The sequence below is a fragment of the Streptomyces acidicola genome (assembly GCF_009377235.1).
In the GTDB taxonomy this organism is placed as follows: domain Bacteria; phylum Actinomycetota; class Actinomycetes; order Streptomycetales; family Streptomycetaceae; genus Streptomyces; species Streptomyces acidicola.
Genome location: NZ_VMNX01000006.1, coordinates 1 through 18,062, shown reverse-complemented (window position 1 = coordinate 18,062; position 18,062 = coordinate 1). Strand labels below are relative to the sequence as shown.

The window sequence follows — 18,062 nt, the reverse complement described above, 5'->3', positions numbered from 1 at the left end:
AACGCCACTTCGCGGCGCTGGAGCGCGGCGAAGCCAGCACCGATGCCATCGCCTCGGTCACGCTCTCCCTCGTCAGCCTGCCGCTGGCCGCACCCATCAGTGACGCCAAGGTACTGACCGGCCGCCAGAAGCCCCTCACCGAGATCGCCTTCCTCTTCGCCGAGATCCGCACCGAGGCGGGATTCGAGGGCGTGGGCTACAGCTACTCCAAGCGCGCCGGCGGGCCCGCCCAGTACGTCCACGCGAAGGAGATCGCACCTGAGCTGATCGGCGAGGACCCCAACGACATTCAGCGGATCTGGACCAAGCTCGTCTGGGCCGGTGCCTCCGTCGGCCGCAGCGGGCTGTCGACCCAGGCGATCGCCGCCATCGACATTGCCCTGTGGGACCTCAAGGCCAAGCGCGCCCAGCTCCCCCTCGCGAAGCTGCTCGGCGCCCACCGCGACTCGGTGCAGTGTTACAACACCTCCGGCGGCTATCTGTCCATGTCCATCGAGCAGGTGGTGGAGAACACCCGGGCATCCGTCGAGCGCGGCATCGGCGGCATCAAGATCAAGGTCGGCCAGCCCGACACGAACATCGACCTCCAGCGGGTCGCGGCCATCCGCGAGCAGCTGGGCGACGGCTTCCCGATGATGGTCGACGCCAACCAGCAGTGGAACCGCAGTACGGCGATCCGCATGGGCCGGAAACTGGAGGCGTTCGGCCTGACCTGGATCGAGGAGCCGCTCGACGCGTACGACGCTGAAGGCCACGCCGCTCTCGCCGCGGAGCTCGCCACCCCGATCGCCACCGGCGAGATGCTCACCAGCGTCGCCGAGCACGCCGAACTGGTCCGTCACCGCTCGGTCGACTTCCTCCAGCCGGACGCGCCACGGGTGGGCGGCATCACCCCGTTCCTGAAGATCATGGCCATGGGCGAGCAGGCGAAGATGCGGATGGCACCGCACTTCGCCATGGAGATCCACCTGCACCTCGCCGCGGCGTACGAGATCGACCCGTGGGTGGAGCACTTCGAGTGGCTCGAGCCGATGTTCAACGAACGCCTCGAGATCCGCGACGGCCGGATGATCGTGCCCAACCGCCCCGGACTGGGCTTCAGCCTGAGCGAGCAGGCTCGTGCCTGGACCCAGGAGACCGTCACGGTCTGAGACCATCTGCTCCCAGCCCGCCCACGGCAACGTCGTCCCGGAGGGCTGAGAGACTGGCAGCGGACATCACCCGCCCGACCAATGCGGGCGGGCCCACCGCGACCGGCCAAGCAGAGGAACGGGAACGTGACCGAGCAGGACGAAGGCCGCAAAGGCGCACTCGACCGAGGACTCAGCATCCTGAGCCACCTCGCCGACGCGCGAGAGGCGTCCACGGCGGAACTGGCAGCCGCCGCCGACATCAGCCGCAGCGCCGCGTACCGCATCGTCGAAAAGCTCAGCCAGTACGACTTCCTCCACGCCACCTCGAACGGCCGCTGGCGCCTGGGCCCGGCCGCCGCCCGTCTCGCCATGGCCGCCGTTCACTCCACCGACGTGTCCGACGTCGCTCCCGAACTGCTCCGGGTCCTGGTCCAGCAGACCCGCGAAACCGTCAGCCTCGGCGTCCTCAGCGGCGACGAAATGGTGTTCATCTACCGCGAACGCGGCCCCCAGTCTGTCAGCGTCAACGCTGACCTCGGCGCCCGCAGGCCCCTGCACGCCACCTCGGTCGGCAAGGCCTACCTCGCAGGACTGAACCCCCGCGAGAGAGCAGACCTGCTCCGCACCCTCACACTGACAGCCTTCACCCCGCAGACACTCACCACCACCGACGCCCTCGAACGCGACATCACCACGGCCCAGGCCCGGGGCTGGACCGAGGAGCACGGCGAGTTCGATCTCGCCAGCGCCTGCTGCGGCGCCCCCATCTTCGATCACACCGGCCATGTCGTGGCCGCCATCAGCGTCGCCGGCCTCAAGGACCGCGTCGAACCCGCCCTCGACCGCCTCGGCCCTCTGACAGTCGCCACAGCAGACGCCATCTCGCGCCGGCTCGGACACAACCCGGGGCTGTAAGACGTTCGGTGTGACTCCAGATCATGGAAGATGCGTCGATGCCCAGTGAGAACGTGTCCGCTTCCAGGCCGCCGAGCCCACGACGGCTGTGTCGGCGAAGGCCGTGGACGACCAGTTGATCGATGAGTTGGTGGGCCGCGCCCAGGCCGAGGGCCTGCGACTGACCGGCGGGGCGGACCGCTGCAGCAACTGACCAAGCGGCTGCTGGAGTCCGCCTGTCCGTCTTCGGGACGCTGTCCGTCTTCGGCACGTGCCTTACCCGCCGCATGTGCCTCATGCGCTCACACGTGCCTCACCCGCCGCACGGGCACGGCGCCGGGAGACTCCCGGGCCGTGCACCGTGGCGGCGGGTGAGGTGTGGGTCGGCCTGGTGGCGTCTCGCCGGCCGGGGCAGCGCCGTGTCAGGGGTTCGCCAAGCGGTTGCGCGTGACCGCCTTCTTCAGCAGGGGCCAGGCCAGCAGCAACACGATCACCGCGTACACGGTCACCGAGAAGGGCGTGTTGATCAGTCCCCTGACACTGCCGTCGCTGATCTGCAGGGCGCGCCGCAGCTGTTGTTCGGCGTTGGGGCCGAGGATCACACCGATGACGGCCGGGAGCACGGGCAGCCCGTAGCGCCGCATGCCGAAGCCGATCAGGCCGATGATCAGCAGGATGATCAGGTCGATCACCTCGCCGCCGACCGCGTACGCCCCGACCGCCGCGAAGAACATGATCCCGGCGTACAGGTACGGCCGCGGGATGCGCAGCAGCTTCGCCCACAGCGGCGCCAGCGGCAGGTTGAGCGCGAGCAGCAGCACCATGCCGACGAACAGGGAGGCGATCAGGCCCCACACCAGCTCGGGTTCACGCTCGAACAGCAGCGGGCCGGGCTGGATGCCGTACTGCTGGAAGGCGGCCAGCATCACGGCCGCGACCGCGGTGGTGGGCAGGCCGAGGGTCAGCATGGACACCAGCGTGCCCGCCGCCGAGGCCGACGCCGCCGACTCCGGTCCCGCCACGCCCTCGATGGCGCCCTTGCCCCACTCGTCCTTGTGCTTCGACAGGCGCTTCTCCGTGACGTAGGAGAGGAACGTGGGGATCTCCGCGCCGCCCGCCGGGATCGCGCCGAACGGGAAGCCGATGAACGGGCCGCGCAGCCAGGACTTCCAGGTCCGCTTCACATCGCCGCGGCCGAGCCACGGGCGGCCCACCGGGATCGCCTCGCCCGTCGTGCGCCGCAGGTGGGCGGCCACCCACAGGGCCTCACCGATCGCGAACAGGCCGACCGCGACGATCACCACGTCGATGCCGTCGGCGAGCTGGAGCGAACCGAAGGTGAGGCGCTGCTGCCCGGTCATCTGGTCGAGGCCGACGAGGCCGATCGTCAGGCCGATGAGCAGGGACGCGAGGCCGCGGATGCGCGACGAGCCCAGTACCGAGGTCACGGCGATGAACGCGAGCACCATGATGGCGAAGTAGTCGGGCGCGCCGATGTCCACCGCCAGGTCGGCGACCGTCGGTGCGAGCGCGACCAGCAGGATCGTGCCGATCATGCCGCCCGCGAAGTGGCCGATGGCGGCGGCCGCGAGCGCCTGTGCGCCGCGCCCCGACTTGGCCATGGGGTTGCCCTCCATGGCCGCGACCACGGCCGCGCTCTCCCCCGGGGTGTTGAGGAGGATGGAGGTGGTCGAGCCACCGAACATCGCGCCGTAGTAGATGCCCGCGAACATGATGAACGCGGCGACCGGGTTGAGCCCGTAGGTCACCGGCAGCAGCAGCGCGACCGCCATCGCGGGGCCGATGCCGGGCAGGACACCGATCGCGGTGCCGAGCAGCACGCCGAGGGCCGCCCACAGCAGGTTGACCGGACTGAGGGCAGTGCCGAAGCCGTCCAGGAGGGAGTTGAGGGCATCCATGTCACAGCACTCCCATCAGGGGACCGCCTGGCAGCGGCACTCCGAGCAGGTTGTTGAAGGCGGCGTAGGTGGCCAGGGAGAGGACCGCCGCAATGAGCGGATCGCGGTCGAAGCGGCGGCTGCCGAGAGCGAACGCCGCTCCCCAGAACAGCAGCGCTCCCGCCACGGGGAAGCCGAGGGGGTTGATGAGGACGGCCGCGCCGAGGAAGACCCCGGTGAGCAGGGCCACGGTGCGCCAGTCGGCGGGTTCGGACAGGTCGACGTCCTCACCGGACTCGGCCTGGCCGCGTCCGCCACGCAGCACGTCCACGGCGAGCAGGGCGGCGATGACCAGCAGTCCGGTGCCGACCACGATGGGCACGGTGCGTGGTCCGACCGGACCGCGCTGGGCGATGTCGACGTCCATGGTGAGCGCGTCGGTGAGGACGAGCACGCCGAGGGCCAGCAGCAGGACCGAGACGCCGAGTTCGGAGTGGTCGCGCAGCCAGGAGCGGCGCTCGGTCGCGGGTGCCGGGGAGGTGCCGGTCGATGGCGTCGTCACAGCCCGAGCTCCTTCAGCACCGAAACCACACGCTTGTCCTGGGCCTCCAGGAATTCGCCGAACTTGTCACCGGTGAGGAACGCGTCGTCCCAGCCGTTCTGCTTCATGGACTTCTGCCACTCGGGCGAGTCGTGGAGTTCCTCTATCAGCCGGGTGAGCTTGTCGCGCTCGCTGTCGGTGAGGCCGGGCGGGGCGACGATGCCGCGCCAGTTGGTGAAGTTCACGTCGTAGCCCGCCTCTTGGAGCGTGGGCGCGTCGAGACCGTCGACGCGTTCGGGGCCGGTGACCGCGAGGAGGCGCAGCTCACCCGCCTTGATCTGGTCGAGGTACTCGCCGACGCCCGAGACGCCGAAGGCGACCTTGTTGCCGAGGATCGAGGCGAGCAGTTCGCCACCGCCGTCGAAGGGGACGTAGTTGACGTCCTTCGGCGCGATCCCGGCGGCCTGCGCCATCAGCATCGGTGCGAGGTGGTCGGGCCCACCGGGCGACGAACCGCCTCCCACCGGGAGCTTGCCGGGCTTCTCCTTCCAGGCGCCGATGAGGTCGTCGATCGTCTTGTACGGGGAGTCCTTGGCGACCACGACGACGTCCTGCTCCTCGGTGAGCCGGGCGATCGGAGTGGTGTCGGCGAGGGTGCTCGGCGCGTCGTTGGAGCGGACGGCGCCGACGACGCCGAGGCCCATGGACATCGCGAGTTTGCCGTTGCCGTGCTCGCTGACCAGCCGGGTCAGACCGACGGTGCCGCCGGCGCCGGGCAGGTTGAACACCTCGATGTTGTGGGTGAGCCCGGCGTCCTCGGCGTTCTTCGCTGCCGTACGGGCCGTGATGTCGTAACCACCGCCGGGTGTGTTGGGGACCATGAAGCGCAGGCCGGGGATCTGCGTGCCGGTCTCGGAGCCGCTGCCCGTGGTCAGCAGCGGCGGACCTACGAGTACCAGCACGGCGGCCCCGACCAGGGCGAGAGGGGCGCGCAGGCGCACTAATGCCACCACCTGTCTGAAATTGTTGTTGCGGGTACGGGACCCCTGTGGGGGGAGGGTGATGTGCGCCACATCGTGCCCGCACGTCGGTGGCCTGTCTCTCTTGCGGAACCAACGGAGGTTGTGTTCTTTGCGGTCGGGACGTGCGGCCGTGGGGCGGCAGGTTACCGGGGGCGTGCGTGCCGGAACAGTCCCCGCAAGTCTCTTTCCTCCACCGCAGGCGAGGGCCATGATGGGGCGACTCGGCAGATGAGCCGCCCGGGTCGTGTCAGTGGTGGAGATTGAGTCAACTGTGGTCGCCACGTTTCGTCGCCATACCCTCGCGGGCCAGATGCTGGTGCTGCAGCTCGCCATCGTCGTGGTGGTGCTGTTCGCCGTCGCCGCGGTCTCGCTCGCGCAGTCGGAGGCCACCTTCAACCGGGTCGAGGGCCGCCGGGTCGCCGCGCTGGCCGAACAGCTGGCCGCCAATCCCCTCGTACGGAGCCAGCTCACGCAGCCGGGTCCGCGGGAGGCACTGGACGCGCTGGTGGAGTCCACCCGGGTGCAGTCCGGGGTCACATCCGTCACCGTGGCCGTCACGGACGGCCGTATCGTCAGCTCGACGAATCCCACGGTGGTCGGCGACCGGATTCCGCTGGGGGCCGGAGTCGCCACGGGCCGTGGCTGGTCCGGCTCGCTCACCTGGGACGACAGCCATGAGCTGGTGGCGCAGGTGCCGGTGCTCGGGGCGCTGGAGGAGAACCTCGGGCAGAACCTGGGCACCGTCATGATCGGCGAGGCGTCCCCGACGGTGTGGCAGCGGCTCAGCGGGGCGTCCTCGTATCTGCTGGCCTATCTCGGCATCGCCAGCGGGCTGGGCCTCGCCGGCTCCTGGATGCTGTCACGGCACGTCAAGCGGCAGACCCTGGGTCTGGAGCCACGCGAGATCGCCGGTCTCGCCGAGCACCGGGAGGCGATGCTGTACGGCATCGCGGAGGGCGTGATCGCCCTGGACCCGGGGTCCCGGCTCACCCTGGTGAACGACATGGGCCGGCGCCTGCTGGACCTGCCCGAGGACTGTGTGGGCAAGAGCCTGTCCGACCTCGGTATCGAGGGGCGCCTGCGGGACGTCCTGGTCGGCGCCCGCGACAAGTCGGCGGATCCGCGGGACGCGGTGGTCATACGGCACGGGCGGGTGCTCGTGATGAACCGGATGACCGTCACCAAGGACGGCCGCCTGCTCGGCTCGGTCACCACGCTGCGGGACCGTACGGAACTGGCGCGGCTGGAACGGGAGATCGGCTCCTTCCGCAGCTCCTCCGAGCTGCTGCGCGCCCAGGCCCACGAGTTCGCCAACCAGTTGCACACCATCTCCGGGCTGATCCAGATCGGCGAGCAGGACGAGGTGGTGCGCTACATCCGCGCGCTGAACCAGCACCGCCAGTCGCTCGACATGACGCTGACCCGCCGGGTGCGGGACACCGCCGTCGCCGCCCTCCTGATGGCGAAGACGTCCCTCGCGGCCGAGCGGAAGGTCACCCTGCGCATCTCGGACGACACCGCCCTCGGCCGGCTGGCACCGGAGGACGCCGCCGACGTGGCGACCGTGGTCGGCAACCTGGTCGACAACGCCGTCGACGCGGCCACCGGGGGCGAGTACGCCGACGGGGAGGCGGCCTGGGTGGAGGTCGAGCTGCGGCAGGACGCCGCCAGCGTGGAGATCGTGGTCCGCGACTCCGGCCCCGGCATCGCACCCGAACTCGCCCACGAGGTCTTCGTGCACGGCTTCACCACCAAGGCGGCCGAGGAGGGCGAGCGCGGTATCGGCCTCGCCCTCACCCGGCTCGTCTGCAAACGCCGCGGCGGGGAGATCGCCGTGGCCAACACACCCGACGGAGCCATGTTCACCGCCCGCATGTCCGTGAGCCACCCGGCCGGCGCGGTGGCGGAAGGAGCGCCCCGATGAGCTCGTTGCCCGCGACGATTCCGATGATCGGCACGAACCACATGAACAGCACGAACACCGCGAACAACGCCATCGATGTGCTCGTCGTCGACGACGACTTCATGGTGAACCGGGTCCACCGCACCTTCGTCGAACGCGTCCAGCCGTTCCGCGTGGTCGGCACGGCCGGCACCGGCGAGCAGGCCATCGCCGCGGTCGACGACCTCCGCCCCGACCTGGTCCTGCTCGACCTCTACCTCCCGGACATCTTCGGCCTGGACGTCATCCCCCGGCTGCGCACCGCCGGGCACGACTGCGACGTCATGGTCATCAGTGCCGCCCGCGAGGCCGACGCGGTGCGCGGCGCCGTCCGGCACGGGGTGGTGGACTACCTCCTCAAGCCCTTCGAGTACGAGGACCTGCGCGTCCGCCTGGAACGGTACGCCGCGCAGCGCGGCCGGCTGCTCACCACCGTCGTCCGGGGCCAGGCCGACGTGGACCGTGTCCTGGCCGGAGCGTTGGCGCCGAGCCCCGGCAACGCCCTGCCCAAGGGACTCAGCGTGGAGACCGCCGACCTCATCGAACGCGCCCTCCGCGACACCGACAGCACCCTCTCCGCCACCGAGTGCGCGACCGCCACGGGCATCTCCCGCGTGAGCGCCCGCCGCTATCTGGAGTACTTCCACGCGGCCGGCAGCGCCGACGTGTCCCTGCGCTACGGGGCGGCCGGCCGCCCCGAGCGGCGGTACAGCTGGCGCGGGTGAGAAGCCACGGAAGCATCCGGCCGGGCGCCGGGTTCAGCCGGCCCACGTCCACTCCGCCACCTCCGGCAGGTCCGTGCCGTGCTCGCGGATCCAGGCGTGGTGCCGGGTGCGGGCGTCGGCCATACGCTGGCGTACGACGGCGGCGCGGACACCGAGGCCGGGGACCCGGTCGATCACGTCCATGACCAGGCGGTAGCGGTCGAGGTCGTTGCGGACGACCATGTCGAACGGGGTGGTCGTGGTGCCCATCTCCCGGTAACCGCGCACATGCATGTTGCGATGGCCGGTGCGGCGGTAGGCGAGGCGGTGGATCAGCCAGGGGTAGCCGTGGTAGGCGAAGATCACCGGCTGGTCGGTGGTGAACAGTCCGTCGTACTCGAAGTCGGGCATCCCGTGCGGGTGGTCCTCGCGCGGCAGCAGCCGGGTCATGTCGACGACGTTCACCACGCGCACGGCCAGTTCCGGGAGGTGGCGCCGCAGCAGGTCGGACGCGGCCAGCACCTCCTGGGTGGGCACGTCGCCCGCGCAGGCCAGGACCACGTCGGGGTCGCCGTCGCCGTTCTCGGTGCCCGCCCAGTCCCAGATCCCTGCGCCGCGGGCGCAGTGGGCGCGGGCCTGGTCCAGGGACAACCAGTCGAAGCAGGGCTGCTTGCCCGCCACGATCACGTTCACGTAGTCCCGGCTGCGCAGTGCGTGGTCCGTCACGGACAGCAGGGTGTTGGCGTCCGGCGGCAGGTAGACGCGTACGACCTCGGGGCTCTTGTTGAGGACGTGGTCGACGAAGCCGGGGTCCTGGTGGGAGAAGCCGTTGTGGTCCTGGCGCCAGACGTGGGAGGTGAGCAGGTAGTTGAGCGAGGGGACCGGGGCGCGCCACGGCAGCTCCCGTGATGTCTTGAGCCACTTGATGTGCTGGCTGACCATGGAGTCGACGATGTGCACGAACGCCTCGTAGCAGGAGAACAGCCCGTGCCGTCCGGTGAGCAGATACCCCTCCAGCCAGCCCTGGCAGAGGTGTTCGGAGAGGACCTCCATGACCCGGCCGTGCCGGTCCAGGTGCTCGTCGACCTGGATCGTCTGGGCCTGCCATGCCTTGCCGCTGGCGGCGAAGACCGCGTCCAGCCGGTTGGAGGCGGTCTCGTCGGGGCCGACCAGGCGGAAGTCGCGGCGGGTGGCGGTGTCCCGCATGATCTGCGCGAGGAAGCCGCCGAGGACCCGGGTCGGTTCGTGCAGGGTCACGCCGGGCTTGTCGGCGGGGACGGCGAAGTCGTCGAGGGGCGGCAGCGGCAGTTCACGGGTCCGCAGACCTCCGTTGGCGTACGGGGTGGCGCCGAGGCGCCTCGCGCCCTCGGGGATGCAGGCGAGCACGTCCGCGGTGGGTCGGCCCTCGGCGTCGAAGAGCTCCTCGGGGCGGTACGAGCGCAGCCAGGCCTCCAGTTGCCTCCGGTGCTCCGGTTTCTCGCGGACACCGGCGAGCGGCACCTGGTGGGAGCGCCAGGTGCCCGCCACCGGCTCCCCGTCCACCCAGGCGGGTCCGGTCCAGCCCTTCGGTGTGCGCAGCACGATGACGGGCCAGTGCGGGCGCTCGTTCCCCCGTTCCTGACGTGCCGTGCGCTGCAGCAGCGCGATGCGGTCCAGCGACCGGTCGAAGGCCTCGGCCAGGGCGCGGTGGATCTGGACGGGGTCGTCGCCGGTGACGTGGATGGGCGCGTGGCCGTATCCCTTGAGGAGTTCGTCGAGTTCGGGCTCCGGGAGCCGGGCCAGCACGGCCGGGTTGGCGATCTTGTAGCCGTTGAGGTGGAGGATCGGCAGGACGGCGCCGTCGTACACGGGGTCGAGGAACTTGTTCGCGTGCCAGGAGGCGGCCAGCGGCCCGGTCTCGGCCTCGCCGTCGCCGATGACACAGGCGACCAGCAGGTCCGGGTGGTCGAGGGCGGCGCCGTACGCGTGCGCGAGCGAGTAGCCGAGTTCGCCGCCCTCATGGATCGAGCCCGGCGTCTGGGGCGCGATGTGGCTGGGCACCCCGCCGGGGAACGAGAACTGCCCAAAGAGCCGCGCCATGCCCTCGACGTCACGGGTCACGTCCGGGTACGTCTCGCTGTAGCTGCCCTCCAGCCAGGAGTTCGCGAGGACGGCGGGGCCGCCGTGGCCGGGTCCCCACACGCAGAGCGCGTCGAGACCGCGGGCCTTGATCACCCGGTTGAGGTGCGTGTACACGAGGTTGAGCCCCGGTGACGTGCCCCAGTGACCGAGGAGCCGCGGCTTGATGTGGGCTCCGGTGAGGGGCTCGGTCAGCAGCGGGTTGGCCAGCAGGTAGATCTGTCCGGCGGTGAGGTAGTTGGCGGCCCGCCAGTGGGCGTCCAGGGCACGCAGTTCCCCGTTGGTCAGGGTGGTTCGGCGGTCCTGGTGCGGGGTCTTCGGCATGGGTGACTCCCTGGGGCGTCGACGGGTCCTCGGACGGGGTCAGCCGTGCGCGACGACGGCGACGGGGGCGGTGGCGTGGTGCAGGACGGCGTGGGTGACGGGCCCGATGTGGGCGCCGATCGGGGAACGGCGGACACGGCGGCCGACGACCACGAGGGACGCCTCCCGGGACGCGTCGACGAGGTGGTGGGCCGGTTTGCCGGGCCGGGAGTCCTCGACGACCTCGACGGAGGGCAGCTTCTGCCGCCAGGGGCGCAGCACGTCGGTCAGCGCGACGGCCTCCCACTGGCCCCGCTCGGCTTCGAGCCCCGGGCGCTCGGGGATGCCGTGCGCGAAGTGGGGCGGCGGACTCCAGCCGTGGACGACCTTCAGGGCCGTGTCGCGCCGGGCCGCCGCGTCGAAGGCGAACCCGATCAGTGTGTCGTCCGGGCTGTCGGTGTCGAGGCCGAGGACGACCGGCCGGTACGGGGTGTCGGCGGACGGGTCGCCCCCCGGGTCCCTCAGGTGCTCGTCGGTGGCCTGTTCCCCGGCCCGTACGAGCACGACGGGCACCTCCGAGTGCGCGACGACGGACTGGCCGACGGAGCCGAGCAGAAAACCGCCGATGCCGCCCAGCCCGCGGGATCCGAGGACCAGCAGCTCGGCGTCCTTCGTCTCCTCGGTCAGCACCTCGGTGGCCGCGCCGAAGAACTGTCCGACGACCACCTCGACCCCCGGGTGGCGCCCCCGGATGCCGTCCGCCGCCTTACGAGGGACGCGATCCCTCCACTCGTGCTCGACGTCCGCGCCCAGCAGGGGGGCCCGCCCCATGGGTTCCGGCACCGGTTCCCAGACGTTGACCAGCCGCAGCGGCACCCCTCTGAGCCCGGCCTCACGCGCCGCCCACTCGGCGGCGGCCAGGCTCTCGGGCGACCCGTCGAGCCCGACGGTGACAGTGCGTGACATGGCGCGCACCTCCCGGTTCGGAGGACTGGTTCCAGCATCGCCGAGGGCGAGTACCCGCGCTCCGCGCGACAAGCCACGATGCGTCCGGAGCCGGGAAAGGGCCCAGGTTGGGGCCGGAAGCCCATGGCAAGGACGGGGGCGCGGAGCGACGCTGGAGGTGGCAGGTTCTTACGCTCCGTGGAGGCACCGCCATGAACGCTCCCCCCGCCACCCCCATGTTCCGCGCACTCCCCGCCGAGCACCGCCGGCGCCTGTTGGCCATGGCCAAGCAGGTGTCGTTTCCGCAGGGCGCCCGGCTCTTCGAGGAGGAGGGTCGCGCGGACCGGTTCTGGGTCATCCGCACCGGCACGGTTGACCTCGACATGCGCGTGCCGGGACGTCGCGCGGCGGTGATCGAGACCCTGGGCATCAACGACCTGGTCGGCTGGTCCTGGCTGTTCGCCCCGCACACCTGGCACCTGGGCGCCGAAGCGACGAGCCCGGTCCGGGCGTACGAGTTCGACGCCGTGGGCGTGCGCGCCCTGTGCCGGGAGGATCCCGCGTTCGGGCTGGCCGTCTCCGAGTGGATCGGCAGCATCCTCGCCCACCGGCTGCGATCGGCGCGGACCCGGCTGCTGGACCTGTACGCCCCCTACGGCAGCGGCCGCTGACCGCGACAGCTCGCACCACCTGAAACGCGTACTGGGAGTCACCGTGCACAGCACCCCCCGCATCGTGAGCGACGTGATGACCCACACGGTCGCGGCCGTCGGCCGTGGGGCGGGCTTCAAGGAGATCGTCCGGCTGCTGGAGCAGTGGAAGGTCAGCGCGCTGCCCGTCCTGGAGGGCGAGGGCCGGGTCGTCGGGGTCGTCTCCCAGGCGGACCTGCTGCCCAAGGAGGAGTTCCGCGACAGCGAACCGGACCGGCCTGTCGGGTTCGGCCGGCTGGCCGACCTGGTCAAGGCCCGGGCGGTGACGGCCGGGGAGCTGATGACCAGTCCGGCTGTCACCGTCCACGCCGACGCGACGCTCGCGGCGGCGGCCCGCACCATGGCGCACGCGAGGGTGAAACGGCTCCCCGTCGTCGACGACCACGGCATGCTGCAGGGCATCGTCAGCCGTGCGGACCTGCTCAAGGTGTTCCTCCGGGACGACGAGGACATCGCCGCGGAGGTGCGGGACGAGGTGGTCTCGTATCTCTTCCCGGCCCCGTTGACTCCGGTCCATGTGGCCGTCCACGACGGCGTCGTCCGAGTCACCGGTCGTGTCAGGGACATCGCGCTGATCCCCGTGGCGGTGCGTATGGTCCGCGCCGTCGAGGGCGTGGTGGACGTCGAGTGCGATCTGACGGGCCCGCAGCGCACCCCCGAGGCGTACTGACCGCGGCGGTGCCCGTCGGTCGGCCCTCTGTCACACGGGCAGCAACCGGGTCACCAGTTCCCCGAGACGCCGGGCGTTGCGGCATGCGTGCATGTCGACGACCTCGGCGTAGGCGTGGGCCGCGGAGTCGCCGGTCCCCCAGTGTGCGGGTCCTTCGGGGTTGAGCCAGTGGACGCGGCGGGCGCGGGCGGCGATGCGGCGCAGGGCGGGCACGTTCGGGTCGAAGCCGTTCGTGCGGGCGTCGCCCAGGACGAGCACGGAGGTGCGCGGGCCGACCGCGTCGAGGTGGCGCTCGGCGAACTCGCCCAGCGCGGAGCCGTAGTCGCTGCTGCCGTGCCAGCCGGACACGGTGGCCTCGGTGGCGATCCTGTGGCCGAGTCCGGCCGGGTCGGCGCCGCCCGTGGTGATGAGGCGGGTGACCTCGTCGACACGGTTGACGAACGCGTACACGCGGACCCGGCTGAACTGGTCGCGCATCGCCTGGACGAGCAGCATCGTGAAGTTCGCGAACCCGGCGGCCGAGCCGGACACGTCACACAGGAGCACGATCTCCGGGCGGGCGGGCCGGTGCCTGCGGTGGGCCGGGCGCAGGGGCACGCCGCCGGTGGACAGGGAGCGGCGCAGCGTACGGCGTATGTCGATCTGGCCGCGGGCCGCCCTGCGCCGGCGGGCGGTCAGCCGGGTGGCGAGCTTGCGGGCGAGCGGCTGGAGGGTGCGGCGCAGTTCGGCGAGCTGCTCACGGTTCGCGACGAGGAAGTCGACCTGGTCGGCGCTCGGGGCGACGCCCCGCCGGGCGATCTCGTCGGTGCCCCGGCGCTCGGCGACGCGTCGGCGCGCCTCGCCGCGCACCCGGCCGCGGAAGTCCTCGATGCGGCGGCGGATCTCGTCGGCTTCGAGCCGCTCGGTGAAGCCCCCGGATGCACCTGATCCACCCGATGCACCTGATCCATCGGTTCCACCCGATCCGCCTGTGCGGCCGGACGCGAGGACACGGGCCAGGAGCGTCTGAGGGCGTAGCCGGTCGAGTGTCTGGTGGGCCGACCAGCCGCCCGTGCCGGTCGGGCCGCTCGATCCGGTCGGGCCGTATCCGCCGAGCATGTCCACGGCCTCGCCCGCGAGCTGGGTCAGCGCGGACGCGTCGTTCGCGGCCAGGGCCTCGGCGAGGCGGTCGCGCAACTCGGTCAGGTCCGCGGCGGGTGCGGCGCGCGTGGCCGCCAGCTCGCCCGTGCCGAGCGGGAAGTACAGGTCGAAGGTGGCGTCGAACACGGTGCGCTGCCGGTCGGCACGCAGCAGCGCCGCCGCCAGACCCTCGCGGATCCGCTCCCGGTCGGCCAGGCCCAGCACCTGAAGGACGGCCGCCGCGTCCACGGTCTCGGCCGGACCGACCCGTATCCCGTGGCCGCGCAACGCCCGTACGAAGGCGGTGAGCCGCTCGGGCAGCACGGTGCTCGCCGGGGCGTCCTGCGTGCTCATAGCAAGGTCAGCCCCTGGGCGGCCTTGGCGATGTCGTCCTGGTGTTTGAGGACGACGCCCAGACTGTCGCGTACGACCGACTCGTCGAGGGTGTCCGCGCCGAGCGCCAGCAGGGTGCGTGCCCAGTCGATCGTCTCGGCCACCGAGGGAGCCTTGCGCAGCTCCATCGCGCGCAGGGCGGCGATCACGCGGACGAGCGAGTCGGCGAGCACGGCGTCCAGGCCGGGCACCTTCAGCCGTACGATCCGCTGCTCCAGCTCGGCGTCGGGGAAGTCGAGATGGAGGAACAGGCAGCGGCGGCGCAGGGCCTCGGAGAGCTCGCGGGTCGCGTTCGAGGTGAGGACCGTGAAGGGCCGCCGGGTCGCGGTGATCGTGCCCAGCTCCGGGACGGTGACCTGGAAGTCGCTCAGCACCTCCAGGAGGAGGCCCTCCACTTCGACGTCCGCCTTGTCGGTCTCGTCGATGAGCAGCACGGTCGGCTCGTCGCCGCGGATGGCGGTGAGCAGGGGCCGGGTGAGCAGGAACTCGTCGCTGAAGATGTCGGTGCGGGTGTCGTCCCAGCTCTCGTCGCGGCCGGCGGTGATGCGCAGGAGTTGTTTGGCGTGGTTCCACTCGTACAGGGCGCGGGACTCGTCGATGCCCTCGTAGCACTGGAGCCGGACCAGCCGGGCGCCGCCGACCCGGGCCACCGCCTTGGCCAGCTCGGTCTTGCCGACGCCCGCCGGTCCCTCCACCAGCAGGGGCTTGCCGAGCCGGTCGGCCAGGAACACCGTGGTGGCGACGGCGGTGGAAGCGAGGTACCCCACCTCCGCCAGCCGTCCGACGACATCGTCCACGGAGGAGAAGAACCCGGTTCCGTCGCCCCCCGGGCGGTCTTCCTGCTCGGCCATGTGCCCAACTCCCCCTCGCCCGGCGTGCGGTGCGTCGTCCAGCCCTGCGTGCGCTACGTACGCAAGTTACCAAGCGGTCACTTCTGGCGCGCCCCCGGCGGACCGAACGGCGCCGTCACTCCACCGCCACCAGACGCCCGACGAGGTCGCTCCACCCGGCTTCCAGTCGCTCCAGCGTCATCCCGCGGCGCGACATCAGGTGATCGACGAGGGTGATGTCCAGGTACCCCAGCAGCGTCTGCGCCAGGAGCTCGATGTCGCCCCGCGCCCCGGCCCGGCGCAGGAGCATGCAGATGTGGCTCAGCCGGAGGAGGGTCGCCGGACTGGTGTGGTGGCGTGAGGCGTCCGCGCGGGCCGCCAGATACAGGTCGCGGTGGGCGTGGTCGTGCCGGACCACGGCCGCACCGAAGGCCTTCAGCCGCTCGGTGGGGGGCGCGTCCGGGCCGAGGGGCGGCGGTCCGGCCAGGAACGCGCTCTGCAGCTCCCGCTCATGGTGGTCGAGGAGGGCGATGAGCAGCCCGGTGCGGTCGCCGAACCGACGGAAGACCGTCCCCTTGCCGACCTCGGCGGCCGTGGCGACACCGTCCATGGTCAGGTTGGCGGCCCCGCACTCCCCCGCCAGCCGCGCAGCCACCTCCAGCAGCCTGGTGCGGTTGCGCGCTGCGTCGGCCCGCAGTCGTGGTGGGTCGTCCGGGGTCGGTATGAGCTCCATGAGCCCGTCGAGGGGGTCGCGCTCCTGAGACACGGGAAGGTGCGGCAGCGGCTCTGTCATGGAGTGAGAGTAACGCTCACCACAGACAAGTGGACCGCGGTCCGAATAGGTGGTACAAATTTCAACGGACCCCGGTCCGCTTAACCAGCCCCGCCCAGTCTCTCATTGCTTTTGCTAGGAGTCAGCTCATGTCCGTTCGCATCCTCGCGCTCGTCGGCAGCCTCCGCGCCGGTTCGCACAACCGCCAGCTCGCCGAGGCCGCCACCAAGCACGCTCCCGAAGGCGTCGAGATCGAACTGTTCGCGGGCCTCGCCGACGTGCCGTTCTACAACGAGGACATCGACGTCGAGGGCAGCGTCCCCGCCGCCGCGGCCCGCCTGCGCGAGGTCGCCGGCCAGGCCGACGGCTTCCTGCTCTTCTCCCCCGAGTACAACGGCACGATCCCGGCCGTCCTGAAGAACGCCATCGACTGGCTGTCCCGCCCGTACGGCGCCGGCGCGCTGTCCGGCAAGCCGGCCGCCGTGGTGGGCACCGCGTTCGGCCAGTTCGGCGGCGTGTGGGCACAGGACGAGGCCCGCAAGGCCCTCGGCATCGCCGGCGGCACGGTCCTGGAGGACGCCAAGCTCTCCATCCCCGGCTCCGTGACCCGCTTCGCGGAGACCCACCCGGCCGACGACGCCGAGGTCGTCACCGGCCTGACCCAGGTGCTGAAGCAGCTCACGGAGTCCACGAGCACCGCGGCTGCCTGATTCGACCACGGCCGCGTGATGCACCCGGCCGTGACCCGCGAACGGTTCCGGGCGGAGGCGCGCACCCTCCGCCCGGAACCGTTTTCCGTTGTCCGGTGAGCGACGCGGCACCAGGTCGAGTCAGCCGTCGACCCCGCCCTCACTGTGCGGCTGCACATCATGCGCAGGTGACAGGTGCATGCATGCGCTCATACGCACATAATGGCCGTAGGGGCACGAGCACGTCCACTCCCGCACACCGGAAGGGGAACGACGTGACCGACCACCGGAACGAACACGCCCGCGACCTCGGGTACGGGGACGGTCATGCCCACCCCCGCGGGCACGACCACCGCCACTCCCCCGGCCCTCTCACCCGCCTCCGCCATCTCCTCACCTCCCACTCCCACGAGACCGCCGACAAGCTCGACTCCGCGCTGGAGTCCTCCGCTCGTGGCATGAGAGCGCTGTGGGTCTCGCTGACCGTGCTCGGGATGACGGCGGCGATCCAGGCGGTCGTGGTCGTGCTGTCGGGCTCGGTCGCGCTCCTGGGCGACACGGTGCACAACACGGCCGACGCCCTGACCGCCGTTCCGCTGGGCATCGCCTTCGTTCTGGGCCGCCGCGCGGCGACGCGCCGGTTCACGTACGGCTACGGGCGTGCCGAGGACCTGGCGGGCATCGCGATCGTGCTGACGATCGCGGCCTCCGCGGTCTTCGCGGGCTGGACGGCGGTCGAGCGGCTGATCGCCCCGCGCCCGATGGACCACGTCCCGGTCGTCGCCGCGGCCGCGGTCATCGGCTTCCTGGGCAACGAGTGGGTGGCCCGCTACCGCATCCGCGTCGGCCGCGCGATCGGCTCGGGCGCACTCGTAGCGGACGGACTGCACGCGCGGACGGACGGCTACACATCACTGGCGGTCCTGGTGAGCGCGGGCGGCGCCGCGCTCGGCTGGCACCTCGCCGACCCGCTGGTGGGCCTGGCGATCACGGCCGCCATCCTGCTGGTGCTGCGCGACGCCGCGCGCGAGGTGTTCGGGCGCGTGCTGGACGCCGTCGATCCGGCGCTGGTGGACCGCGCCGAGCAGGCACTGCGGGACGTGCCGGGTGTACGGGAGGTGGGCGAGCTGCGGCTGCGCTGGGTCGGCCACCGGCTGCGGGCCGAGGTCGCGGTCGTCGTCGACGGCGACGTGACCGCACGTGAGGCGCACCGCACCGCCGTCGAGGCGGAGCACGCCCTGCTGCACGCGGTTCCTGGACTCACCGCGGCCCTGGTCCACGCGGACCCCGCACCGGCACCGGGCGAGGCGGACCCGCACCTCGCGCTGGCCCACCACACGGCGCCGTAGGTCCCCGGCCCTCGCTCCCGTCCCCGCCCC

The 18,062-nt window shown here is 71.6% G+C and carries 16 protein-coding genes; 8 read left to right on the top strand and 8 right to left on the bottom strand.

Annotation, left to right across the window (positions count from 1 at the left end; all coding sequences use genetic code 11):
* The first annotated feature begins 17 nt into the window (after positions 1-17).
* Together FPZ41_RS03860 and FPZ41_RS03855 are read left to right on the top strand one after the other, a co-directional pair.
* A complete protein-coding gene (locus tag FPZ41_RS03860; protein WP_152859259.1) occupies positions 18-1,151 on the top strand; it encodes an L-talarate/galactarate dehydratase in 1,134 nt (377 codons plus the stop codon).
* Between the two features lie 126 nt (positions 1,152-1,277).
* A complete protein-coding gene (locus FPZ41_RS03855) occupies positions 1,278-2,048 on the top strand; it encodes an IclR family transcriptional regulator (RefSeq protein WP_194235975.1) in 771 nt (256 codons plus the stop codon).
* A 401-nt stretch (positions 2,049-2,449) separates the two neighbouring features.
* Here FPZ41_RS03855 and FPZ41_RS03845 read toward each other — a convergent pair whose 3' ends face one another.
* From FPZ41_RS03845 to FPZ41_RS03835, 3 genes are read right to left on the bottom strand one after another with little or no spacing between them, the layout of a single operon-like run.
* Entirely contained in the window at positions 2,450-3,946 is a 1,497-nt protein-coding gene (locus tag FPZ41_RS03845) for a tripartite tricarboxylate transporter permease (protein WP_152859116.1), read from the bottom strand.
* Position 3,947: 1 nt separating this feature from the next.
* Positions 3,948-4,487 carry a tripartite tricarboxylate transporter TctB family protein gene (locus tag FPZ41_RS03840; RefSeq protein WP_322619795.1) on the bottom strand — a complete coding sequence of 180 codons (540 nt, stop codon included), beginning with the start codon at positions 4,485-4,487 and terminating at the stop codon, positions 3,948-3,950.
* Positions 4,484-5,467, bottom strand: a complete 984-nt coding sequence (locus FPZ41_RS03835; RefSeq protein ID WP_322619811.1) for a Bug family tripartite tricarboxylate transporter substrate binding protein — start codon at positions 5,465-5,467, stop codon at positions 4,484-4,486. Before FPZ41_RS03835 ends, FPZ41_RS03840 begins: the two co-directional genes overlap by 4 nt.
* A 292-nt stretch (positions 5,468-5,759) precedes the next feature.
* Between FPZ41_RS03835 and FPZ41_RS03830 the strand changes: the two genes are divergently transcribed.
* Positions 5,760-7,412, top strand: coding sequence for a sensor histidine kinase (locus FPZ41_RS03830; protein ID WP_322619794.1), 1,653 nt, complete (start codon positions 5,760-5,762; stop codon positions 7,410-7,412).
* Between the two features lie 23 nt (positions 7,413-7,435).
* Entirely contained in the window at positions 7,436-8,155 is a 720-nt protein-coding gene (locus FPZ41_RS03825; RefSeq protein ID WP_407698748.1) for a response regulator, read from the top strand.
* A 33-nt stretch (positions 8,156-8,188) separates the two neighbouring features.
* Here FPZ41_RS03825 and FPZ41_RS03820 read toward each other — a convergent pair whose 3' ends face one another.
* Together FPZ41_RS03820 and FPZ41_RS03815 are read right to left on the bottom strand one after the other, a co-directional pair.
* The gene (locus FPZ41_RS03820; RefSeq protein ID WP_152859110.1) at positions 8,189-10,576 is read right to left on the bottom strand and encodes a phosphoketolase family protein; all 2,388 of its coding nucleotides are present in this window, start codon (positions 10,574-10,576) and stop codon (positions 8,189-8,191) included.
* A gap of 39 nt (positions 10,577-10,615) precedes the next feature.
* Complete coding sequence (locus tag FPZ41_RS03815; RefSeq protein WP_152859108.1) at positions 10,616-11,521, bottom strand: universal stress protein; 906 nt, start codon at positions 11,519-11,521, stop codon at positions 10,616-10,618.
* 191 nt (positions 11,522-11,712) lie between these two features.
* Between FPZ41_RS03815 and FPZ41_RS03810 the strand changes: the two genes are divergently transcribed.
* Both FPZ41_RS03810 and FPZ41_RS03805 read left to right on the top strand, forming a co-directional pair.
* On the top strand, positions 11,713-12,171 hold the full coding sequence (locus tag FPZ41_RS03810; RefSeq protein WP_152859106.1) for a cyclic nucleotide-binding domain-containing protein: 459 nt from the start codon (positions 11,713-11,715) through the stop codon (positions 12,169-12,171).
* Between the two features lie 43 nt (positions 12,172-12,214).
* Complete coding sequence (locus FPZ41_RS03805) at positions 12,215-12,880, top strand: CBS domain-containing protein (RefSeq protein ID WP_322619793.1); 666 nt, start codon at positions 12,215-12,217, stop codon at positions 12,878-12,880.
* 30 nt (positions 12,881-12,910) lie between these two features.
* Here the strand turns inward: FPZ41_RS03805 and FPZ41_RS03800 are convergent, their stop codons facing one another.
* The 3 genes from FPZ41_RS03800 to FPZ41_RS03790 all read right to left on the bottom strand — a co-directional run bounded on the left by FPZ41_RS03800 (position 12,911) and on the right by FPZ41_RS03790 (position 16,015).
* Positions 12,911-14,353: a VWA domain-containing protein gene (locus FPZ41_RS03800; protein WP_152859104.1), complete on the bottom strand. Its 1,443-nt coding sequence runs from the start codon at positions 14,351-14,353 to the stop codon at positions 12,911-12,913.
* Positions 14,350-15,243 carry an AAA family ATPase gene (locus tag FPZ41_RS03795; protein ID WP_152859101.1) on the bottom strand — a complete coding sequence of 298 codons (894 nt, stop codon included), beginning with the start codon at positions 15,241-15,243 and terminating at the stop codon, positions 14,350-14,352. The genes FPZ41_RS03800 and FPZ41_RS03795 overlap by 4 nt, the downstream gene beginning before the upstream one ends.
* A gap of 115 nt (positions 15,244-15,358) precedes the next feature.
* Positions 15,359-16,015 carry a TetR/AcrR family transcriptional regulator gene (locus FPZ41_RS03790; protein ID WP_152859100.1) on the bottom strand — a complete coding sequence of 219 codons (657 nt, stop codon included), beginning with the start codon at positions 16,013-16,015 and terminating at the stop codon, positions 15,359-15,361.
* 128 nt (positions 16,016-16,143) lie between these two features.
* Between FPZ41_RS03790 and FPZ41_RS03785 the strand changes: the two genes are divergently transcribed.
* Positions 16,144-16,704 carry an NAD(P)H-dependent oxidoreductase gene (locus FPZ41_RS03785; RefSeq protein WP_152859098.1) on the top strand — a complete coding sequence of 187 codons (561 nt, stop codon included), beginning with the start codon at positions 16,144-16,146 and terminating at the stop codon, positions 16,702-16,704.
* A gap of 254 nt (positions 16,705-16,958) precedes the next feature.
* Positions 16,959-18,032, top strand: a complete 1,074-nt coding sequence (locus FPZ41_RS03780) for a cation diffusion facilitator family transporter (protein ID WP_322619792.1) — start codon at positions 16,959-16,961, stop codon at positions 18,030-18,032.
* Positions 18,033-18,062 lie beyond the last annotated feature (30 nt).